This is a genomic window from Streptomyces sp. KM273126 (genome assembly GCF_004337435.2).
GTDB lineage: Bacteria > Actinomycetota > Actinomycetes > Streptomycetales > Streptomycetaceae > Streptomyces > Streptomyces acidicola.
The window spans coordinates 2584009-2602180 of the sequence record NZ_SJXB02000001.1; the positions used below are offsets into that span (position 1 = coordinate 2584009).

General features: G+C 66.5%; 20 protein-coding genes. 12 read left to right on the plus strand and 8 right to left on the minus strand.

Annotated elements, in window-relative coordinates:
• Positions 1 to 92: 92 nt before the first annotated feature.
• The gene (locus E0500_RS43715; protein ID WP_309505023.1) at positions 93 to 224 is read right to left on the minus strand and encodes a DUF397 domain-containing protein; all 132 of its coding nucleotides are present in this window, start codon (positions 222 to 224) and stop codon (positions 93 to 95) included.
• Positions 187 to 1101, minus strand: a complete 915-nt coding sequence (locus tag E0500_RS11105) for a helix-turn-helix transcriptional regulator (RefSeq protein ID WP_131567438.1) — start codon at positions 1099 to 1101, stop codon at positions 187 to 189. Before E0500_RS11105 ends, E0500_RS43715 begins: the two co-directional genes overlap by 38 nt.
• 187 nt (positions 1102 to 1288) lie before the next feature.
• Here E0500_RS11105 and E0500_RS11110 point away from each other — a divergent pair, with 187 nt between their 5' ends.
• The 6 genes from E0500_RS11110 to E0500_RS11135 all read left to right on the plus strand — a co-directional run bounded on the left by E0500_RS11110 (position 1289) and on the right by E0500_RS11135 (position 6328).
• Complete coding sequence (locus tag E0500_RS11110) at positions 1289 to 1828, plus strand: ATP-binding protein (RefSeq protein WP_131567441.1); 540 nt, start codon at positions 1289 to 1291, stop codon at positions 1826 to 1828.
• An 89-nt stretch (positions 1829 to 1917) separates the two neighbouring features.
• Complete coding sequence (locus E0500_RS11115) at positions 1918 to 3162, plus strand: NAD(P)/FAD-dependent oxidoreductase (protein ID WP_131567443.1); 1245 nt, start codon at positions 1918 to 1920, stop codon at positions 3160 to 3162.
• Positions 3163 to 3357: 195 nt separating this feature from the next.
• Positions 3358 to 4257 carry an RNA polymerase sigma-70 factor gene (locus E0500_RS11120; RefSeq protein WP_131567446.1) on the plus strand — a complete coding sequence of 300 codons (900 nt, stop codon included), beginning with the start codon at positions 3358 to 3360 and terminating at the stop codon, positions 4255 to 4257.
• Between the two features lie 120 nt (positions 4258 to 4377).
• Complete coding sequence (locus E0500_RS11125; RefSeq protein WP_258572744.1) at positions 4378 to 4998, plus strand: hypothetical protein; 621 nt, start codon at positions 4378 to 4380, stop codon at positions 4996 to 4998.
• Between the two features lie 104 nt (positions 4999 to 5102).
• The gene (locus E0500_RS11130) at positions 5103 to 5633 is read left to right on the plus strand and encodes a SigE family RNA polymerase sigma factor (protein ID WP_131567448.1); all 531 of its coding nucleotides are present in this window, start codon (positions 5103 to 5105) and stop codon (positions 5631 to 5633) included.
• The gene (locus E0500_RS11135; RefSeq protein ID WP_131567450.1) at positions 5630 to 6328 is read left to right on the plus strand and encodes a hypothetical protein; all 699 of its coding nucleotides are present in this window, start codon (positions 5630 to 5632) and stop codon (positions 6326 to 6328) included. Before E0500_RS11130 ends, E0500_RS11135 begins: the two co-directional genes overlap by 4 nt.
• Positions 6329 to 7312: 984 nt before the next feature.
• On the opposite strand, the gene E0500_RS11140 is transcribed toward E0500_RS11135, so the two are convergent.
• Together E0500_RS11140 and E0500_RS11145 are read right to left on the minus strand one after the other, a co-directional pair.
• Complete coding sequence (locus E0500_RS11140; RefSeq protein ID WP_131567456.1) at positions 7313 to 7756, minus strand: hypothetical protein; 444 nt, start codon at positions 7754 to 7756, stop codon at positions 7313 to 7315.
• A gap of 260 nt (positions 7757 to 8016) precedes the next feature.
• Positions 8017 to 9021: a hypothetical protein gene (locus tag E0500_RS11145; protein WP_131567458.1), complete on the minus strand. Its 1005-nt coding sequence runs from the start codon at positions 9019 to 9021 to the stop codon at positions 8017 to 8019.
• 478 nt (positions 9022 to 9499) lie between these two features.
• Here E0500_RS11145 and E0500_RS11150 point away from each other — a divergent pair, with 478 nt between their 5' ends.
• Positions 9500 to 10780, plus strand: coding sequence for a DNA sulfur modification protein DndB (locus E0500_RS11150; protein WP_131567461.1), 1281 nt, complete (start codon positions 9500 to 9502; stop codon positions 10778 to 10780).
• Positions 10781 to 11154: 374 nt separating this feature from the next.
• On the opposite strand, the gene E0500_RS44925 is transcribed toward E0500_RS11150, so the two are convergent.
• From E0500_RS44925 to E0500_RS11170, 4 genes are all read right to left on the minus strand, one after another.
• Complete coding sequence (locus E0500_RS44925; RefSeq protein ID WP_165935109.1) at positions 11155 to 12486, minus strand: restriction endonuclease; 1332 nt, start codon at positions 12484 to 12486, stop codon at positions 11155 to 11157.
• Positions 12487 to 13182: 696 nt separating this feature from the next.
• Entirely contained in the window at positions 13183 to 13560 is a 378-nt protein-coding gene (locus tag E0500_RS11160; RefSeq protein ID WP_131567494.1) for a hypothetical protein, read from the minus strand.
• The gene (locus tag E0500_RS11165; RefSeq protein WP_131567465.1) at positions 13560 to 13988 is read right to left on the minus strand and encodes an ATP-binding protein; all 429 of its coding nucleotides are present in this window, start codon (positions 13986 to 13988) and stop codon (positions 13560 to 13562) included. Before E0500_RS11165 ends, E0500_RS11160 begins: the two co-directional genes overlap by 1 nt.
• A gap of 46 nt (positions 13989 to 14034) precedes the next feature.
• Positions 14035 to 14442 carry an NUDIX hydrolase gene (locus E0500_RS11170; protein WP_131567496.1) on the minus strand — a complete coding sequence of 136 codons (408 nt, stop codon included), beginning with the start codon at positions 14440 to 14442 and terminating at the stop codon, positions 14035 to 14037.
• A gap of 107 nt (positions 14443 to 14549) precedes the next feature.
• On the opposite strand from E0500_RS11170, the gene E0500_RS11175 reads away from it, so the two are divergent.
• From E0500_RS11175 to E0500_RS11195, 5 genes are all read left to right on the plus strand, one after another.
• The gene (locus E0500_RS11175) at positions 14550 to 15335 is read left to right on the plus strand and encodes a GntR family transcriptional regulator (RefSeq protein WP_131567468.1); all 786 of its coding nucleotides are present in this window, start codon (positions 14550 to 14552) and stop codon (positions 15333 to 15335) included.
• Between the two features lie 155 nt (positions 15336 to 15490).
• Entirely contained in the window at positions 15491 to 15847 is a 357-nt protein-coding gene (locus E0500_RS11180; RefSeq protein ID WP_131567470.1) for a hypothetical protein, read from the plus strand.
• Positions 15847 to 17223 (plus strand): FtsK/SpoIIIE domain-containing protein, encoded by a 1377-nt coding sequence (locus E0500_RS11185; protein WP_131567472.1) that lies wholly within the window; start codon positions 15847 to 15849, stop codon positions 17221 to 17223. Before E0500_RS11180 ends, E0500_RS11185 begins: the two co-directional genes overlap by 1 nt.
• A 92-nt stretch (positions 17224 to 17315) precedes the next feature.
• Complete coding sequence (locus tag E0500_RS11190; RefSeq protein ID WP_131567474.1) at positions 17316 to 17966, plus strand: DUF2637 domain-containing protein; 651 nt, start codon at positions 17316 to 17318, stop codon at positions 17964 to 17966.
• A gap of 12 nt (positions 17967 to 17978) precedes the next feature.
• Positions 17979 to 18170 carry a mobile element transfer protein gene (locus E0500_RS11195; RefSeq protein ID WP_131567476.1) on the plus strand — a complete coding sequence of 64 codons (192 nt, stop codon included), beginning with the start codon at positions 17979 to 17981 and terminating at the stop codon, positions 18168 to 18170.
• Positions 18171 to 18172: the final 2 nt, after the last annotated feature.

Below are 18172 nucleotides of genomic sequence, written 5' to 3' on the forward strand. Positions count from 1 at the left end.
GTTGTCCTCGGGTTCTCTGGGGAGGTCAGTGGCCCGCCGGACCCTCGCGGACAAGGGCCCGGAAGTCGAACGGCGGCCGGGGCCCGGCCGCCTCAGGGACGGTGGTGCCCGGCCTTCAACTCGCCTATGAACGCCTCCCAGGAGCGGGCCTCGAAAGACAGAGCGGGGGCGTGAGGGACCTTGCTGTCACGGATGGGGACGACGCCCCGGAACCCGTCGGCCACCTCGACGCAGTCGCCCCCCGCCTGATTGCTGTAGCTGCTCTTGCGCCAGGCGGCGCCGTTCAGATCGGGACGGGACATTCGTGCCACGGTAGTTGCCCTCCATCGCGGACCGGATCATGTCGAGGGACATGAGCGGGGGCAGGGCTGCCGCCCGCAGCCGATCGTAAATCACCTTGTAGCGACCGACGTTGGTCGGTTCCTCGATGAGTTGGCCGTAGTCCGCTCCTTCTGTGTAGGCCACTTCGGAGCCCTCCGGGAGGGTCAGGATCGTCAGCGATCCGCCCATCGCTTCATGCTCGCCCTGGTCGAACGGCAGTACCTGCACCGTGATGTGACGCTCCGTTGCCGCGTCGAGCAGCCGCTCCAACTGCCGTCGCATCACAGCGTGACCGCCGATCGGTCGTCTCAGCACCGCCTCATCCAGGATCACCCACAGCTCGGGCCGGTCGGCCGAACCCAGTCGTGCCTGTCGTCCCATGCGGGCAGTGACCCGCTCCTCCAATTGCTCCTCGCTGTCGAGTAGCGCGTCCAGACTGAGAACCGCTCGCGCATAGTCCTCCGTCTGCAAGAGACCCGGCACTACATGGGCCGCGTACTGCCTGATGGACACCGCCCGCTCCGAGTACCCCATGAACTTCCGCGACCAGTCCGGAAATGCCTCCCGGTACACGTACGGCCACAGCTCCACCAGCAGATCGTCCGCACCCAGCGCGGCGTCCAGCGCACGTGCCAGCTCCAGCGTCGGCTTCGCCCCGGAGGCACGCTCGATCTGCGTGATCCGGGTGCTCACCACGTGTGTTTTCGCGCCGAGTTGGGCCTGGGTCAGCCCGGCGGCGGTACGGAGCCTGCGTACGCGCGCGCCGAACAGCGCCGCCATCGACGTACTGGGATCAATTCCGTTGGCCAAGGCGTCACTTCCGTCCCTTACGAACCAAAAGGTAAGGCTGCGTCACCTTCCGAGCGTAGGGCTGTGAGTCGAACCTTAAGTGCGGAACGTGATGACTCGACTACATCGCGGGACGACTCAGGGCTCGACAGGCAAGAAGAACGGAAACGGAAACGCTGTGCTGACAGGAACGACCACCTCGGACGAAGAACCGCGAAGGAGCGTCGCCGAAGCTCCCGTGGCGGAAGCCGTCCTGCTCGACGGAGAAGCCGCCGAACGCCCGCCGCTCACCGCGCAGTTCGCTTCCTCGCCGCGAGGCGCGCGGCTCGCCCGGCGCTTGGCCGTGCGGTGCATGGAGGAGTGGGGTTACCCGCCGGCGTCGGACGTGTCGTGCACGGTCGCCCTCGTCGTCGCGGAACTCGCAGCGAACGCCGTGCAGCACGGCCGCGTTCCGGGACGTGACTTCGGTCTCCGGCTCGCCCTCGACGAGGCGTTGGACCTGATCCGGATCGAGGTCGCCGACGCAGCTGCCGCGAAGCGACCACCCGCCGCCCCACCCTCGTCGTACCCCGACGGCGAGTCGGGCCGCGGCCTGCTCCTGGTGGACGTCCTGGCTGAGCGCTGGGGCTCGACGCCACGGCATCCCGTGGGCAAGACGGTGTGGGCGGAGGTATCGACGGGGGGTTGTTCCCTGGCGGGGTCCACGCCCGTGCAGTGATCTGCCTCACAAGCTGTCACGGCGATCGGTCAAGCGGTGTCTTGAGGTCGAACCCCTGAAACGGAGACGAAACGGAGACGGCAGACACCATGGCGGAGAACACGGAGAACACGGAGAACACGGATGTTGTCGTGATCGGCGGCGGATACGCCGGCGTCATGGCCGCCAATCGCCTTACGCAGCGCGACGACGTGACAGTGACCCTGATCAACCCGCGCCCGAACTTCGTCCATCGGATCCGCCTGCACCAGCTGGTGGGCGGGTCCGACAACGCGGTCGTCGACTATCGGGACGTCCTGGCCGACGGCGTCCAGCTGGTGGTGGACACCGTGACACGGATCGACGCGGCCGGTCGCCGCGTGACGCTGGCGGCGGGCGGCACGGTCGACTACGACTACCTGATCTACGCGGTGGGCAGCGGCAGCGCCGACCCGAGCGTGCCCGGAGCGGCCGAGTTCGCCCACCCGATCGCCACCCTGGAGGAGGCGCAGCGGCTGCGGCCGATCGTCGACGCCGCTCCCGCGACGGCCGCGGTGACGGTGGTCGGAGCCGGTCCGACCGGCATCGAGACCGCCGCCGAACTGGCGGAGGCCGGCCACAACGTGACCCTGGTCTGCGGCGAGGTACTCGGCCCGTACCTGCACCCTCGGGGCCGACGCGCGGTGGCAGGGCGGCTGGCGGCGCTGGGGGTGACCGTACTCGACGGATCCGACGCGGCTGACGCGAAGGTGACGGCGGTGACCCGCGATGCCGTGCGGCTAGGAGACGGCCGCGAACTGCCGAGCCAGGTGACGATCTGGACGGCCGGCTTCGCCGTGCCGGACCTGGCCGCGCGCAGCGGGCTGAGCACCGACGCACTGGGACGCCTGCTCACGGACGAGACGCTGACGAGCGTGGACGACGAGCGCATCGTCGCGGCCGGGGACTCGGCGGCGCCGTCGGACCTGCCGTTGCGGATGAGCTGCCAGGCCGCGATCCCTCTGGGCGCGCGGGCCGCCGACACGGTGCTTAGCCGGATCGAGGGTGAGCAACCCTCGCCCCTCAACCAGGTGTTCGCCGGCCAGTGCATCAGCCTGGGCCGACGCGCCGGCATCTTCCAGTTCGCCCACAGGTACGACGTCGCGCTGTGGTTCCACATCGACGGTCGCCCTGGCGCGAAGATCAAGGAGTTCATCTGCAAGGGCATCGTCAAGCACCTGGCCGCCGAGGCACGCAAGGCGGGTTCGTACAGCCTGCACCGAGTCTCAGGAGGCACCAAGCGCCAGCAGCAGCTGATGCGGCTGCAGGCCAAGCGCGGCGAGACGTCGGCCACCACCCCAGCACGGGCAGCCTGAAGGAAGGTTGCTGTGGATGCATGCTTGAAGGCCTCCGGTAACCAGGACCGTCCGCGAGACGAGAAGGGGCGAGACGAGAAGGGGCGAGACGAGAAGGGGCGAGACGAGAAGGGGCGAGACGAGAAGAGGCGAGACGAGAAGGGGCGAGACGAGAAGGGGCGAGACGAGAAGAGGCGAGACGAGAAGGGGCGAGACATGAGAGACCACGACGGGACCGGCCCGGCGACCGAGATGTTCATCGCTCACCGCAACCTGCTCTTCACCGTCGCCTACGAGATGCTCGGATCGGCTGCCGACGCTGAAGACGTCCTCCAGGAAACCTGGCTGCGGTGGGCCGAGGTCGACTTGTCACAGGTGCGCGACCACCGCGCCTACCTGGTCCGGATCACGACCCGGCAGTCCCTCAACCGACTGCGCACAATGAAACGCCGCAGGGAGGCGTACGTCGGCCCCTGGCTGCCGGAGCCCCTGCTGACCGCACCGGACGTCGCCCAGGACGTCGAACTCGCCGAGAGTGTGTCGATGGCGCTGATGCTCGTCCTGGAGACGCTGTCGCCGACGGAGCGCGCCGTCTTCGTGCTGCGCGAGGTGTTCGACGTCGGCTACGACGAGATCGCCGCCGCCGTCGACAAGACCCCCGCCGCCGTCCGCCAGATCGCCCACCGAGCCCGCCGGCACGTCGACGCCCGCCGCCCTCGCAAGGTGGTGTCCGCGAGCGAGTCCCGGGCGGTCCTGGAGTCGTTCCAGCGGGCGTTCGAATCCGGGGACCTGCAGGGTCTCCTTGACGTGCTCGCCCCTGAGGTGGTCCTGATGAGCGACGGCGGCGGCATCAAGCAGGCCGCGCGGCGGCCGGTCATCGGCGCCGAGAAGGTGGTCCGCATGTTCGTCGGCCGCACCGGCAAGCTTGAAGCCACGCTCACCCTCGCCCCCACGACGGTCAACGGCAACCCGGCACTCGTCGTACGCCTGGACGGCGAGATCGACGGCATCATGGCGATCCGCGCCGAGGACGCCCGCATCACCGGCCTCTACTACGTCCGCAACCCGCAGAAGCTGTCCCACATCGAATCCGAGACCGCGCTCGCCTTCCGCTGAACACCAGCGGCGCCGAAGAAGTCAGTGGGTCGTGTCATCCGAATCCGGGACGAGCGGGGTTTAGAAGGTTGGAGAGGCGCCCTCCACCCTGTTCATCCCGATCCACAAGGAGTTCCGTCCATGACACGGATGACGAAGTACGTGACGGCTGCGGCGATCGTGGCCGCGCTGGCAGGGGCGCCCACGATGGCACAGGCCTTCACCCCGGCCAACGCCCCCGACACGGCTGCCGCCATGGCCGGGGCAGCCACCACGTCCTCCAAGACCTCCAAACAGGAGTCGTCGTCGGTGCGGGTGGTGGCACCGGGTGAGCGGGTGCAGGCGGCGCCCAAGGTGGAGTTGTGGCTGACCGAGGAGGGCAAGCACTGGTCGACCCCCGACCAGGCCGACCAGTTCCGCAGCGTCGTCGACGGCAACATAGATATGAGCCGCCCCGGGGTGAGCCTCCAGATGGAGCCGGTCGACGGACGTTACTTCCTCTCCGGGGTCTACCACGGCGAAGGCGACGCCGCCGCCGTGAAGGTGGTCACCGACAAGGGAACGATCACTGGCCGCGTGGTCTACCTGGCCAGCCGCCCCGGCTGGGGCGCCTGGTACGCGACCAGCTCGCTCCCCGACGAGTCCAAGAGCGCTGGCAAGCCCAAGAGCGCTGACATGCCCAAGAGCGCGGGCAGCTTCGTCAGCAGCGTCACCGTCCTGGACGCCGAGGGCCGCACCATCGCCACCCTCGCCCTTTCCTGACGGCTCGCGAGTGGGGGTGGGGCCCGGGGGACACTCCGGGCCCCACCCCCACTCGCGGCGCCTCCACCCATTCACCCCATGAGCCCCATGAGGAACGACCAGTTGTGACGGACGCGAGTCATGGCGAGTTCGCCGAGTTCGCCGCGGCGGCCTGGCCTCGTTTGGTGCGCACCGCGCACATGCTCACAGGTGACTTCCACGAAGCCGAGGACCTGGTGCAGACCACGCTGTCCAAGGTGTACGCCCGATGGCCGCGCATTCCCCACAACGAGGTCGAGACATACGCGTACGTGCGTCAGGCTCTGGTCAACAACAACCTCAGCCGCATCCGCAAGAAACGTGTCGTCCACCTGCTCATGCCGTTCCTCCCGGAGACGGCGCATCGCGCGCACGGCGGACACGCGGAGACCACCGAGAACCGCGCGGCTCTCACCCAGGCGCTCGCGGCGCTCCCCGCCCGCCAGCGGGCCGTGATGGTGCTGCGCTACTTCGAGGACCTGAGCGACCAGGAGATCGCCACGGTCCTGAACTGCGCACTGGGCACGGTCAAGACGCACACCCGGCGCGGCCTCGCGGCCCTGCGCGCCCACCCTGCCTTCGCCTCCGACGCCTTCCATCCCGGAGTCCCGCGATGAGTTCCCACCCCGACACCGAACGGCTGCGCCAACTGTTCTCGGATGCCGCAGACGACATCACGCCGTCCCCGGTACCACTGTCCGCCATTGAGAAGGCGGGTCAGGCCAGGCGCAGGCGGCGGCGCACCGCCGTACTGGCCGCAGGCTGCGGCCTACTGCTGGTCCCACTGGCCGCCACCACAATGCACGTCACCACACCTACTCCCACTCCTACTACACCCACTCCGTCGCCCAAGCTCACGGCACGCCCGGCCGCGCCGCCGTCAACGGTGCGGGTGGTGGCACCGGGCGAACGGGTTCAGGCAGCGCCCAAGGTGGAGCTGTGGCTGACCAAGGAGGGCAAGCACTGGTCCACCCCCAACCAGGCGGACCAGTTCCGCAGCATCGTCGACGGCAACGTGGACACGAGCCGCCCCGGGGTGAGCCTCCAGATGGAGCCGGTCGATGGCCGTTACTTCCTGTCCGGGCTCTACCACGGCAAGGGCAACGCCGCCGCCGTGAAGCTGGCCACCGACAAGGGAACGATCACCGGCCACGTGGTCCGCCTGGCCGGCCAACTCGACTGGGGCACCTGGTACGCCCTCAGCCCACTCCCCGACGAGTCGGAGACCAACGACCCCAGCCACAACTTCGTCAGCAGCATCACCGTCCTGGACGCCGAGGGTCGCACCATCGCCACCCTCGCCCTTTCGTGACCGACGTCCGCACTTCCGGCCGGCAGCTCTCTGCCCTTGCCGGACATGAGGAACCGGCTCATGGCAGGGCTGACCGAGCAGTGGGAAGCGGCACTCGATGTGAGGCCGGCGATGCACCCGCGATCAGAGGTCGCCACACTCGACGAGTTGCTGAGCACGCGTCGACCACAGGGGATACGAAGGGGCCGCCCACCCGAGCTTTCGAGGGAGGTTTCCATGGTCCACTCCCCGGTCACTCCTCAGACGCTCCCAGAGAACACATCAGGCCCGGTTCCCTAAGGAGGAAACCGGGCCTGATCTGGTGTTTCGGCTGTCGGGGTGGCGGGATTTGAACCCACGACCTCTTCGTCCCGAACTCTCGGCGGGAGGGTCATCGAGGGCCAACGGGCTGGTCGGTCGGCCGCTGACGGCTCTTGGCGGTCGCCTGCGGTCACGGTGGTTGCTGTACTCCGCTGCTGTACAGCAGTCGCATCGACCACCGCTTTAGGAGTTCGATCTACCCGGGGCGTAGTCAAGCCTCGCCTCATGTGTCGGTGCTGTCCACGACCGTTGGGTGTCGCCCTTGTCTGGGGTCATTGATGTCAGCGTTGGATGTCAGCGGAATAGCTCGGGCACCGGACAGGTCTCCAAAGGCTCATCCGGTCGATCGGGCCCAGTGCCACCAGACATGCTGACCAGTACACCTCCATAGCGTCCGACAGGACACGTCCGCCGGCCATCGTCCTCCCGCTGAGAGAGAGGACGATGCCGCCGAACTTCATAGCCTGGCTGCACTAGGGGCACGCCGAGGCCTCGTCGGTCATGCGGCGCACCCTAACCGAGCGACCGCTTCGTGCCTGAAGCAATGTGGCTAGGGGCTCTGCCCTGGGCTGGTGTGGCACTCACCTGCGCTGATGGTGCGCAGGGGGTGGTCACTGATCGTCAAGTCGGTCTGCCAACAAGCGCTCGGCGTCGATGACTTCCTTGTCGCCCGCCCCCTGGGGCTCACTCATCCCCGTCCCTGTTCAGATACAGCGGGGAGGAGAGGTCCGTGTCCAGGTCCAGAAACCACATGGTGACGGCGTGCTCGAACTTCGCGCAGGCGTTGAGGTGCTGAGCGGTGAGGTGGGCGACGTACCGGGCGGCGGCCACGCTGTGCCGGGCGGACTCGTCGGTGCTGGTCGGCAGGTCGTTCTCCAACGAGAGGATCGACAGCCACCAGCGGTTGAGGAGGTCGGTAGAGAACGAGTGCAGCATCTTGCGGGCTTCGCCAACTCCGTGCTCGGACGTGAGGCGGCGGATCCCGTCGGCGTCGAAGCCCGTGAAGGCGATGTCCGGGATACCGGACAGGTTTTCGCGGAAGCGGGCAATCGCCTTCAGCTCGGCCGCGGTAAATGGGTCGGTCCCAGAGTCGTACTTGGACAGGTCGTCAATGCCGGTGTCAGCCATCGTGCTCCTTCGGTGGCGGCGCTACGGGGGTTGGGACGGGGTTCAGTCGAGGTAACAACACAGGTGCAGGCCCGGCCGCTCTTGCAGGGGCGTGATGCCGGGGACAGCAAGGGGAGACCTGAGCCGCGAGCAGCCAGGGGCTTAGAAGACGCTTGGTGTAATCGCCGGCGCATCCCTGCTGACCTGGTGCTCCACGGGCGCCGAGCGCGATAAATCGGCGCCTTCGACACGTATTCGACAGGGGGCGCCAACGTCCACTTTCAGAGCTGCTCGTAGTAGTCGCCAAGGCAGCCATCACAGATCGACGGCTCCTTTTCGGGAGGCACGAACTCACCGCATGCCTCGCATAGGCGCCAGTTGGTGTACTTGGTAGTGCACCCGAAGCAGATGTCCGCACCGGCCCTCTTGTTCTGTGCCACGCTGGCGCCGATGACGACGGTGTGTGTGTTGCACCTCGGACAGAGGGACAGCTTGTCGCTCGCGGCGTACCCATCCTCCGCGTACCACTGCGCCGCCTCATAGGGAGTGAAGTCCATCAGGCAGAAGCGGCAGGTTGGGTCATCACCAAGGACGACTGACCATTGTTGGCACTCCGGACATTGCACCGTGTGGCCGGCCAGGGGTTGCAGCTCCTGCTCCAGTCGCTGGGATCGTTGCTTGACGAGTGCTTTGACCTCACCCAGGCGGGCGCGGAGCTGGCGCATGGTGTTCAATACGTAAGGGCCCTCGCTGGTCAGTTTGGGCCACAGTTCCTCGTGGATGAAGGTCAGCAGGAAGTCGAGCACCACGGCGGCTTGGGCTTCGACCGCGTAGACGCTGCCCGTGTGCCCCAGGTGCGTGAGTGCATTGCGGGTGTCGGCCAGGTTAGCGATGGCCTGCCTCTGCTCTTTCGTGATCTGCAGGGCGACGATGTTGTTCAGGCGGTCAACGGCACCGAGAACGGAGCAACTGTTGAAGCTGCCCTTTTCGTAGTCGCTCCTCTTCGCCTTGTTCAGGTCGCTGAAGACAAGGCTCCAGTGTTCGCGGATCAGTCGGGCCTTGAGTAGCACCTCGACGGCCGCCTGCAGGTGAAGAACCGCATATTTCAAATCCCGTGCGCCCGGCTCGCCGTTGCGCTGGCTCAGGTGGTCGAAAGCGCTGAGCAGGAAATCCATGCCGTTGCGCACTGGCGTGAAATCCATGTCCCGCCGCCGACGCACCACCCGATGCTTCTGCTCGTCGCTGTTGTGCTGATCCGTCACCTGAGTCCCCCCGGCCTCGCTCACGGCTCCCCCTAGGTGTAACTGTGTCCGACGGCGGCCCTTCCGGCCCGTCCTGGCTCTCACAGGCCCGTGAAGAGCAGTCCCAGCAGTCTGACGCGGGAAGGCCCTCGGGGAGGTAGAAACGCGATGGTTCGTCAGCCTCGCTCACATATAGGCAGCGTCTTTGGTGGCGGACAGTCACAACATTCCGTCACAGCAACGGCTTCGGAGGGCTCGTGTGAGTCACGCGTCTCCGCTGGTCAGAGTCGTGCAGGTCGCTTTCAAGGGCACCTCTGTCCATAGATAGTCCGCACCGAGCCGCGGCCTGCGGGCCGCGTCGTCGTCCTCCATCGAGGCTCTTCTGATCACACCAAGCTCACCGTTGATCAGGCGTGACTCTGCGCGATCACTAGCGACTGTTTTTGCAAACATTCCAAAGTCGGTTGCAAACTGTATACGCAAACAGATACGCTGGAGCCACAAACAACCTCAGGAGGTAGGCGTGGCAACTCTTCACACGGCCATCCGGGCCCAGATGGGCTCGACCCCGTACTACGTGACCACCATGAAGGTGAGTGACCTCGTTCAGGTCGCGCGGCCGGCGAGCGAGCAGGAGGAATGGGCCACCACGGGCCTGACTGAGCGGCTGCAGCGCGAGCTCAACGACACCCGGGTGCGCACCGAGATCGCTCCGTACCTGGCCAACTCTCCTGACCGGTTCTTCGGCGCCATCATCTTGCTGCTGGACTCCGACGAGGAGCCGGAGTTCGAGCCGCTCAGCGAGGTGGCCAAGAGCCTGCCGAAGGCGTACCGGTCCACCATGGGCAAGGACTCCTTCGGCTTCCTGACCATCGATAGCGGCGAGCGCATCATCCTCGACGGTCAGCACCGCTTCGCCGCCCTGCGTGAGGTCCACCTCGCCCGTACCGTTGAAGGGGAGTACGCCAAGGACGTCGGGGACGACGAGGTGACCGTCATCATCGTCCCGCGCATCAGCACGCAGCACACCAGGAAGATCTTCAACAAGGTCAACCGCTACGCGAAGAACACCAGCCGCGGTGACAACATCCTCACCAGCGAGGACGACGGGTTCGCGATCCTCACCCGACGCCTGGCGGACGACGGCGGGCCCCTGGCCGGCAAGAACCACAAGGGCGAGTCGCTGGTCAACTACAAGAACAACACCATCGCCGAACGCAGCACCCAGCTCACCACCTTGAGCGCCATCTACGAGACCGTCCGCATTATCGCCGAGTACTACGACATGGCGGACGACCTGAACGAGAAGAAGACCCACGTCCGCCCCTCGGAAGAGACGATCGACCAGGGCTACGAACACGTGGAGGGCTGGTGGGCGGCCGTTCTGGACGGCATGCCGAAGCTGAAGTACGGCCGGGACAACACCAAGCTCCTCCCTGAGCTGCGCGCCAAGGAGGCTGAGTACGGGCTGCTGTTCAAGCCGGCCACCCACATCGTGCTGTTCCAGGCGCTGTCCCAGACTCTCCGGGCCGATGAGGACCTGACCCTCAAGGACGCGGTCGACCGCGCGTACCAGCTCGACTGGAAGATCACGGCGCCGCTGTGGCGCGACGTCCTGATCAACTCCGCGCACAACATCCTGACGAAGAAGGAGAACTACAACCTCGCCGCCGACTTGATCACCTATCTGGTGGTCGGCGACAAGCTCCCCGCCAGCCACATCAAGGAGCTGGGCCTGCGCGTCGCGACGGCCCGCGGCGAAGACGCGGAGACGTTCCAGCTTCCGGACCCCCTGGACGACTGACCGACGCCTTTCCGCTCATCAGTGGGTATCGAGCTTCAGGGCTGACGGCCATCACCAACCGCAGCCCTGCCCCCCCAAGGCCCGATACCTCCGCTGCATGTATCCGACAGGCGTGCCGGAGGCCACGACAGACCTAGAGAAGCAGCGTGTCCATCCTGCACGCTCGCACCTCGCTCTGACTGGGCCTCGCGCTTGGGAAGCTCGGGTGATCTAGGGGACGTTGGGCGTCTGATTTGTATGGGAGTGCATGGGCAGCCTCTTGGCATCGACGCTTCGTCACCCGTGCTCCCTGGTGGTTCCCAGACCCACCTGGCACGGATCTGGTACGGCGGCTCGAACGCACTGGAGTTCGCTGCCGCGGAGTTATGGAGAGACTACATAGTGACCCGATTCACCATATCCGGGTAGCGATTGGCTACGTCTGGGTTGCGCCTAAGGCGATCTTCAATTTCATGGCGCCCCCACCAATCTGTAAAGAAGTCGCCACGAGTACGAAGACCGAGAAGATAGTCAATCGCGGTTGTACCAACATCGCCTGACGCCGCTAGGAGATATCCCTGCGCATCGTAGTGTTCGAGCATGTCACGCACGTCTGGAATTTTTGATTTACCGACTGATTTACTCAATGCTTTACACTGCACAATGATCCTGCGCTTAGTCGTCAGTCGCCGAGCGTTTTCCTGCGTGACGCCGTTTGCCTGTAGCGGTGTGTACCAGTCCACTATCAAGTCTCGGCCGCCATCGGGCTCGTTAGCGTTCCCGATCGCTCTGACCTCTGCGACTCCAGGCTCACGCTGGAGAAGGTCATGAACGAGGGATTGAAATCTCCCGCCGTCTACCGAAGGTGCCCATGAGAACGCAGAACCCCGAAATAGATATTCGACCTCGGATTGATGCCGCAGTAGCACTTGTTCTTTTTCCGAGTCGAAAGCTCTATGCCCGCTGGCAGCTCCAGCCATTACTACGAATCCATGCGACCCGAGGATCACGCAGTTCTCCAACGACATGACCTCAGGCGAAGAATCAGCCTTCACCCCAGACAACATGCCGACAATTTCAGTCAACCTGGAGACCTTCTCATCTGGAGCGAAATTATGCAGTTCGCCGCGTATTTCTAGGCTTCCAGATACTCCAGGAAGGGATCTCTTCCTGGTCGCGTTGGCGAGCGCGCTGAATGCCGCATAAATCTCCGGCCCTTGGAAAACTGAAATGTCCTCCTTGGCGCACCGGTAGTAGCTCCATTCTGGTTCAGATCTAATTCCGTAGGTATCTTCCTGAGGATCAGCAGCCTCGCCCAGAGCCCGCCTCACCTGGTTTCCCCAAGCCTCCTCCCCATCCCTGGAGGCTTCACTTTCGCAGTCTCCTGCCGGGTGCATCGGAAACGCGGCATGGAGAAATGATTCCAGGCCATACAGGCCTTCAATGAAGGCCATGAGTTCGGGGGAACCTGATTCTGTGGCTTTAAAATATCCCCCTCTTGGCTGTTCGAGTGAAATGTATCTGGCATAGATTTCGGCCCCAGCGTTAGAGATCGCTGGATGGGGTACGTCTAGCAGTGCGCACGATGCGATCTCATTCGCCGCCAAGAATGCGGCCGCGATTGATGAGAAACCATCATGGAGGTCGGACCTCTCTCCTGGCCACTCCCATGAAGTCGTCCGAAGATACAGGGCTGCGTACAGGGTCTCGGAGTCTAGGACATCCACCTGAAGAGAAATAGGGGAACACGGTATTCGAATCCGAGCACCTTGCTCAGTTTCTTCAGTTTGGAATCCCATCTCAGCAGCGTCTGACAAAATGTTTGTGAGCAAGACGTCCCCCTCACGGTCCTGACTGAGCCCAAGCGGCCTGGATGGTGACGAATTATAAGGATCATCCGCTGCCGTAGGGGCGTGATGGAGGAAGTAGTTAGCACGCGCGTTCGCCTGTTCTGCTGTGCCAGACGATTGCTGCATCGCGCCAACCCCCTTCCATTGCTCCCATCCCGTCCGCCGTCGACCCACACGTCTGTGGAGCGGGCGTGGTTCATGGCGTCCAGGTGGAGCGCGCCACTGTACGAACGACCTGGACGCCATGGGCCGCGTCTGCTCGGCTCTGCCTGGGTCGACGGTGGACGGGATGGGAGCCCACCACGCTCACCACGATGTGCCCGCGGCTGGGAACGGCGCCCCCTCCCACCCGGTGCCGGCCGATCCCCCGCCGGAGGCATCGTCTGTGACCGTGGGCCGCAGAGGTCCGGGTGATCGCCTCATGACCTCCGGGCCTATCCACAGTGGGCGGGCGTCGGCGCAGCCGGGGCGGAGCGGGCCGAAGGCAGGAGCGGCGCCCCGAGCGGAGCCGGGAAGCCCGCCCGGCGGAGCGGAGCGGAGCCGGGTGCTTGAACCAGTAGAGAAAGTTGTAACTCACTCTGTCCGATGAGGCTTGAAGGTCCGTGCGCAGGCCGGGAGTTCGGCGCCTTGTCGGTGCATGAGTGGCAGGAAGAGCACGGGGCGGATCGTCCAGGTGATCCGCGTGCTGGCGTGGGTCACTGACACCGTGCACGGCTCGGATCGCAGCAGAGCTCGTCGGGTCTCGATGCGGCCCTCGTACAGCCACTCCCAAGCTTCGTCAGATGCGTCCGCATCCAGGGCCAGTGAGATTGTCCGCAGCGTGACCGCTACCCAACGGTCGGCCTGGGGTGCCGAGTAGGCGTCGAACGCTGCCAGCAGTGCCGGCTGCCACCCGTCGGCTAGATCTTCGGTCCAGCACTCGCACCAGTAGCCCCACTGCGGTGGTTTCATCAGCACGGGTGGCCTCCCTGCCGTGCGTCCGCGTACAACTCCGCGGTGACCGTGTGGCCGTGGTCGCTGTCGTGTACGACGACCCGGTGAGCGATGACGCTGACCATGCCCAGGCCCCGGCCGTGCTCGGCGTCCTGGTCCTGGTGCTCGACCTTCGGAGCCGTTCCCGTGCCGCCGTCGTCCGTGACGGAGACCGCTACCACCTGGGCGGAGACCGCGACGGCCAGGTGGAAGCTGCCGTATGCCTGGCCGCTGGCCGTGTGGAGGATCGCATTCGCGCTCAGCTCGCTCACGATCAGCTCGGCATCCTCGGCTAAGGGGGAGCCTCGCAGGATGTCACGGGTCCATCGGCGGGCCCGGCTCACCTCTTCCGGGAATCCTGGGCAACTCAGCCCCCAGACCCGAGCACTACTCGTATACTCGTGCATACAAGTTCCTTCATGCAGGTAGGCCGCCATGTGCAGCGGGTTCGGACTAGACGAGTTTCACGCCGTCGTGGGCGCGGATGGCCGGCGGGATCGTCGCGTCGAGTGCGTCCAGGACGCGGATCGCGTACGCCTCGTCGGTAAGTTCGATGACCTCATCACGGGTGGCCCAGCGAAGGGCCCGGGTCTCGTCCCCGGTGGTGGGGGTGCCGTCGATCGCTTCGCAGCGGAAGACCAGCGAGACAATCAGGCCCGTCATGTTCTTGTAGACGCCGGTGAGGGTCGCAGGAAGCGCGATCTTGATACCGGTCTCTTCGAGGACCTCACGCTGAAGGCCGTCGGGGATGGTCTCCTCGGGTTCGAGGACTCCGCCCGGCGGTTCCCAATGGCCGTTGTCCCGGCGCTTGATCAAGAGGGCACGGCCGTTGTCGTCAACGATGACCCCGGCGACGCTCACGGAGTGCGGGCGTTCTGTGCTCACGTTCCTCGGCCCTCTCGGCTGGCTAGGCTCTCCACCGTAGCAACAACACTCGCCCACTCGTCTAGATACCTAAAGGAGTATTCGTGACCTCTCTACCGAGCGTTCTCGGCGCGCTTGACCCCACGAGTGATCGTGCGGTCTTCCGGCAGATCGCCGACCAGCTGCGCGAGGCCATCGACCGTGGGCGCTTCAAGGAAGGGGAGAAGCTGCCCTCCGAGGCCGAACTGGTCGAGCACTACGGCGTTTCCCGGATGACGGTCCGGAACTCCTTCTCGATTCTCACGGGCGAGGGCCTGGTGCACGCCGAGCACGGCAAGGGCGTCTTCGTCAGGCCCCGTCCGCCCGTGCGCCGGCTCGCCTCCGACCGCTTCGCCCGCCGCCACCGCGAGCAGGGCAAGTCCGCGTTCATCGTGGAGGCCGATGCCGCCGGCAGTCATCCGCAGGTCGACAGCCTGGAGGTCAAGGAGGAGAAGGCGAGCCAGGACATCTCTACGCGGCTCGGCTCGGTACGCCGAGTGCTCGCCCGGCGGCGCCGGTACCTGCTGGACGGACGCCCGGTGGAGTTCGCCACGTCCTACCTGCCGCTCGACATCGCCCGCGGTACCCAGATCGCCGAGCCCACCCCCGGCCCCGGCGGCATCTACGCCCGTCTCGAAGAACTGGGCCACCACCTCGACCACTTCGAGGAAGAGATCCGCGCCCGGATGCCTTCGCCCGCTGAGGTGAAGACGCTGCGCCTGGCCGCAGGCGTACCTGTCATCCACCTCGTCCGCACCGCCTTCGACACCGAAGGGCGGGCCGTGGAGGTCTGCGACACGGTGATGGCGGCCGACGCCTACGTCCTCTCCTACCAACTCCCGGCGACCTGATCGGCGGTGCGCGAGGCCACTTCTTCGGACTCGTACACGCCGACAGGCTTACTCGTATAGACGAGTGGGCAACTTGTGTGGCAAGGTGATCTCGTTCCCGGCGATGACGGGTCCTCAGATCGCTTCTTGTGTAGACGAGTAGATGGGAAGAAGTCTTGCGCACCATCCGTGTGGAGACCTCGGCCGCGACGATCCTGCTGACCGAGGCGCCCGAGCCCAAGGTCCGTGACCGGCAGACGGGCGAGATCGCGAAGGACGCCGTCAGCGGCGAGGCGCTGATGACGATCGGCGTTGTGTACATCGAGGAGGGAGAGTCGTCCCTGATCAAGGTGACCGTTCCGGAGAGCGGGGTGTCGGAAGGGCTCGCGCTCGGTGCGCCGGTCTCGCTGCCCGGCCTGGCCGCCCGGCCGTGGGAGAGCGTCTTCAACGGGCAGCAGCGCCACGGCATCGCCTACCGGGCCGCCGCCGTCACCCCGGCCGCCTTCCCTGCCGCCGTGGGAGCCACGGCCTGATGACCGACCTGACAACGCTCCTGGAGGTGGGTGGCCCCGTCGCAGCACTCGGCGGTGGGGCTGCCTACGCCCGGGCGCGACACCCCGGCCTCTACTGGTCCACGGTCGGCTTACCGCTCTCCACGGCCCGGCTGATCGGCTCGTACGGGTCCGTCATGGAAGCCTGTGGCCTCACCGTGACCCCGTCCCGGCTACGCGTCCTGGCGGTCAGGGCCACCAGCCGCCGCGAGGTTCGGCCCGTACCGCCGCGACGCGGAATCATCCGACCCACCACGACCGGACTGCGGCTCCGTCTGCGTCTCGCCCCCGGTCAGGAACCGGCCGACGTGGCCGCCTCCGCCGAACGGCTGCGGCACGCCTGGGGAGTCCACGCCGTCTACGTCAACACGGTGAAGCCGGGCGTGGTCGACCTGCGACTCGTCGGCTTCGACGTGCTGAACCGGGTGCGCATGCCGCGCAAGACTCGGGCCGAACTCCTCCGGGTCCCGGTCGCACTGCGCGAGGACGCCACACCCTTCCTGCGCGACTACCGCACCGTGCCGCACCAACTCACCCTCGGCGCGACCCTGTCCGGCAAGTCCATGTACCTGCGTCACCTCGTCGCCGGACTTGCCCGGCAGCCGGTCGCCCTCGTCGGCATCGACTGCAAGCGGGGCGTCGAACTCGCGCCCTTCGCCGCACGGCTCTCGGCCCTCGCCACGAACCCGGAGCAGGCCGCCGACCTGCTGCCCGCGCTCATCAGGGAAATGGAGGAACGGTACGACCTGATCAAGGCCCGACAGGGCATCGCCCCCGGCACGCCGGACGAGGAGATCACCTCCGACATCTGGGGCCTGCCCGAGAGTGAACGCCCTGTACCCGTAGTGCTGTTCGTCGACGAGGTGGCGGAACTCTTCCTCGTCGCCATGAAGAAGGACGAGGAGCGGCGGGACGAGATGGTCACCCAGCTCATCCGTCTCGCCCAGCTCGGTCGGGCCGCCGGCATCTACCTTGAGGTGTGCGGGCAGCGCTTCGGCGCAGAGCTGGGCAAGGGCGCGACCATGCTGCGGGCCCAATTGACCGGCCGCGTCTGCCACCGCGTCAACGACGAAGCATCCGCCAAGATGGCGCTCGGCGACATCGCCCCCGAGGCGGTCTCCGCCGCCTGCGCCATCGCTCCCGAACGGCCTGGCCTCGCCGTGGCCGGTGACACCTCCGGCGGCTGGTCCCGCATCCGCACGCCGTATCTCTCCCTCGGCGACGCCGCCGAGACCTGCCGCGCCTGGGCCCACGTGGTCCCCGACCTTCCCACGCTCAAGCCCTTCCGGCCCGACGTGTCTGCGCCACCGGTCGAGATCCCGTCCCCGGTCGTGAAGCCGCGACCCGTGACCGACTGACCCGGCGCTTCCCCCTTCACCCCCCGGTCGGCGTGACCGCCTCGCGCCATGTCACTACCCCTCCCATGCCCGAAGCCGGAAGGAGCCGCAGCATGCGCGCCCACCTGGCCCGCGTCGACGCGGTGCTCGTTCAGGCGGTCATCGCCGCCGCGCTGTCCTTCGCCCACCTGCACGACATCGCCTCGGCCGCCGGTCAGGACGGATGGAAGGCGTGGGCGTATCCCGTCTCCGTCGACCTGCTGCTCGTCGCCGCCTGGCGCCGACTGCGCTCCGGCGAGACCAAGGCGGCCGGATGGTGCTGGTTCGTGATCGCGCTGACCGCCTCCCTTGGCGCGAACGTCGCCACCGCCGGACTGCTCGACATCGATCAGGTACCGGCCTGGCTCCGCATCCTCGTCGCGGGCTGGCCAGCCGTCGCTTTCCTCGGCGGCACCCTCCTCGCCCACTCGACCCCGCCGACGACGGACGACCACCCCGAGACGACCGACGAACCGGAGCAACCGCAGCCCATCGAGGACCAGGAGGACGCGCCCGATCCGACCGAGGCCCTCCCGGCCGCGCCGGCAATCGAGCCGAAGCCCGCTCCGCCCGCGGTCCCCGTCCCGGCGGCCCTGGTCGAGCACGCACGCAAGGTCGCCACCGAGCACCACAACCGCACCGGAACGGCCATCGACACCCCGACCCTGCGCGCCCGGCTCGGAGTGCCCCTGCCCCTGGCCGACGCCATCGCCGCACAGCTCTGAAAGGAGCCCTCCATGAGTGCCAACCGCCGCTTCCGCTCCGTCACCCGCATCGGCCCCGTCCAGGTCGGCACCTCCTACGACGGACGCGGCCGGGAGAAGCACACCGCCGCCTGCACGGCCCCGCGCTGCGGCTTCTCCGCCGACTACGACAGCCGCCCTGCCGCCGAACTGGCCGCCCGCACCCACCGCTGCCCCGTCCGCTGAAA

Coding starts and splice junctions, on each gene's coding strand:
- E0500_RS11115 (WP_131567443.1), top strand. CDS start 1,918: ATGGCGGAGAACACGGAGAACACGGAGAACACGGATGTTGTCGTGATC.
- E0500_RS11105 (WP_131567438.1), bottom strand. CDS start 1,101: ATGGCGGCGCTGTTCGGCGCGCGCGTACGCAGGCTCCGTACCGCCGCC.
- E0500_RS11165 (WP_131567465.1), bottom strand. CDS start 13,988: ATGCACGAGTATACGAGTAGTGCTCGGGTCTGGGGGCTGAGTTGCCCA.
- E0500_RS11125 (WP_258572744.1), top strand. CDS start 4,378: ATGACACGGATGACGAAGTACGTGACGGCTGCGGCGATCGTGGCCGCG.
- E0500_RS11135 (WP_131567450.1), top strand. CDS start 5,630: ATGAGTTCCCACCCCGACACCGAACGGCTGCGCCAACTGTTCTCGGAT.
- E0500_RS11190 (WP_131567474.1), top strand. CDS start 17,316: ATGCGCGCCCACCTGGCCCGCGTCGACGCGGTGCTCGTTCAGGCGGTC.
- E0500_RS11120 (WP_131567446.1), top strand. CDS start 3,358: ATGAGAGACCACGACGGGACCGGCCCGGCGACCGAGATGTTCATCGCT.
- E0500_RS11185 (WP_131567472.1), top strand. CDS start 15,847: ATGACCGACCTGACAACGCTCCTGGAGGTGGGTGGCCCCGTCGCAGCA.
- E0500_RS11140 (WP_131567456.1), bottom strand. CDS start 7,756: ATGGCTGACACCGGCATTGACGACCTGTCCAAGTACGACTCTGGGACC.
- E0500_RS11195 (WP_131567476.1), top strand. CDS start 17,979: ATGAGTGCCAACCGCCGCTTCCGCTCCGTCACCCGCATCGGCCCCGTC.
- E0500_RS11160 (WP_131567494.1), bottom strand. CDS start 13,560: ATGAAACCACCGCAGTGGGGCTACTGGTGCGAGTGCTGGACCGAAGAT.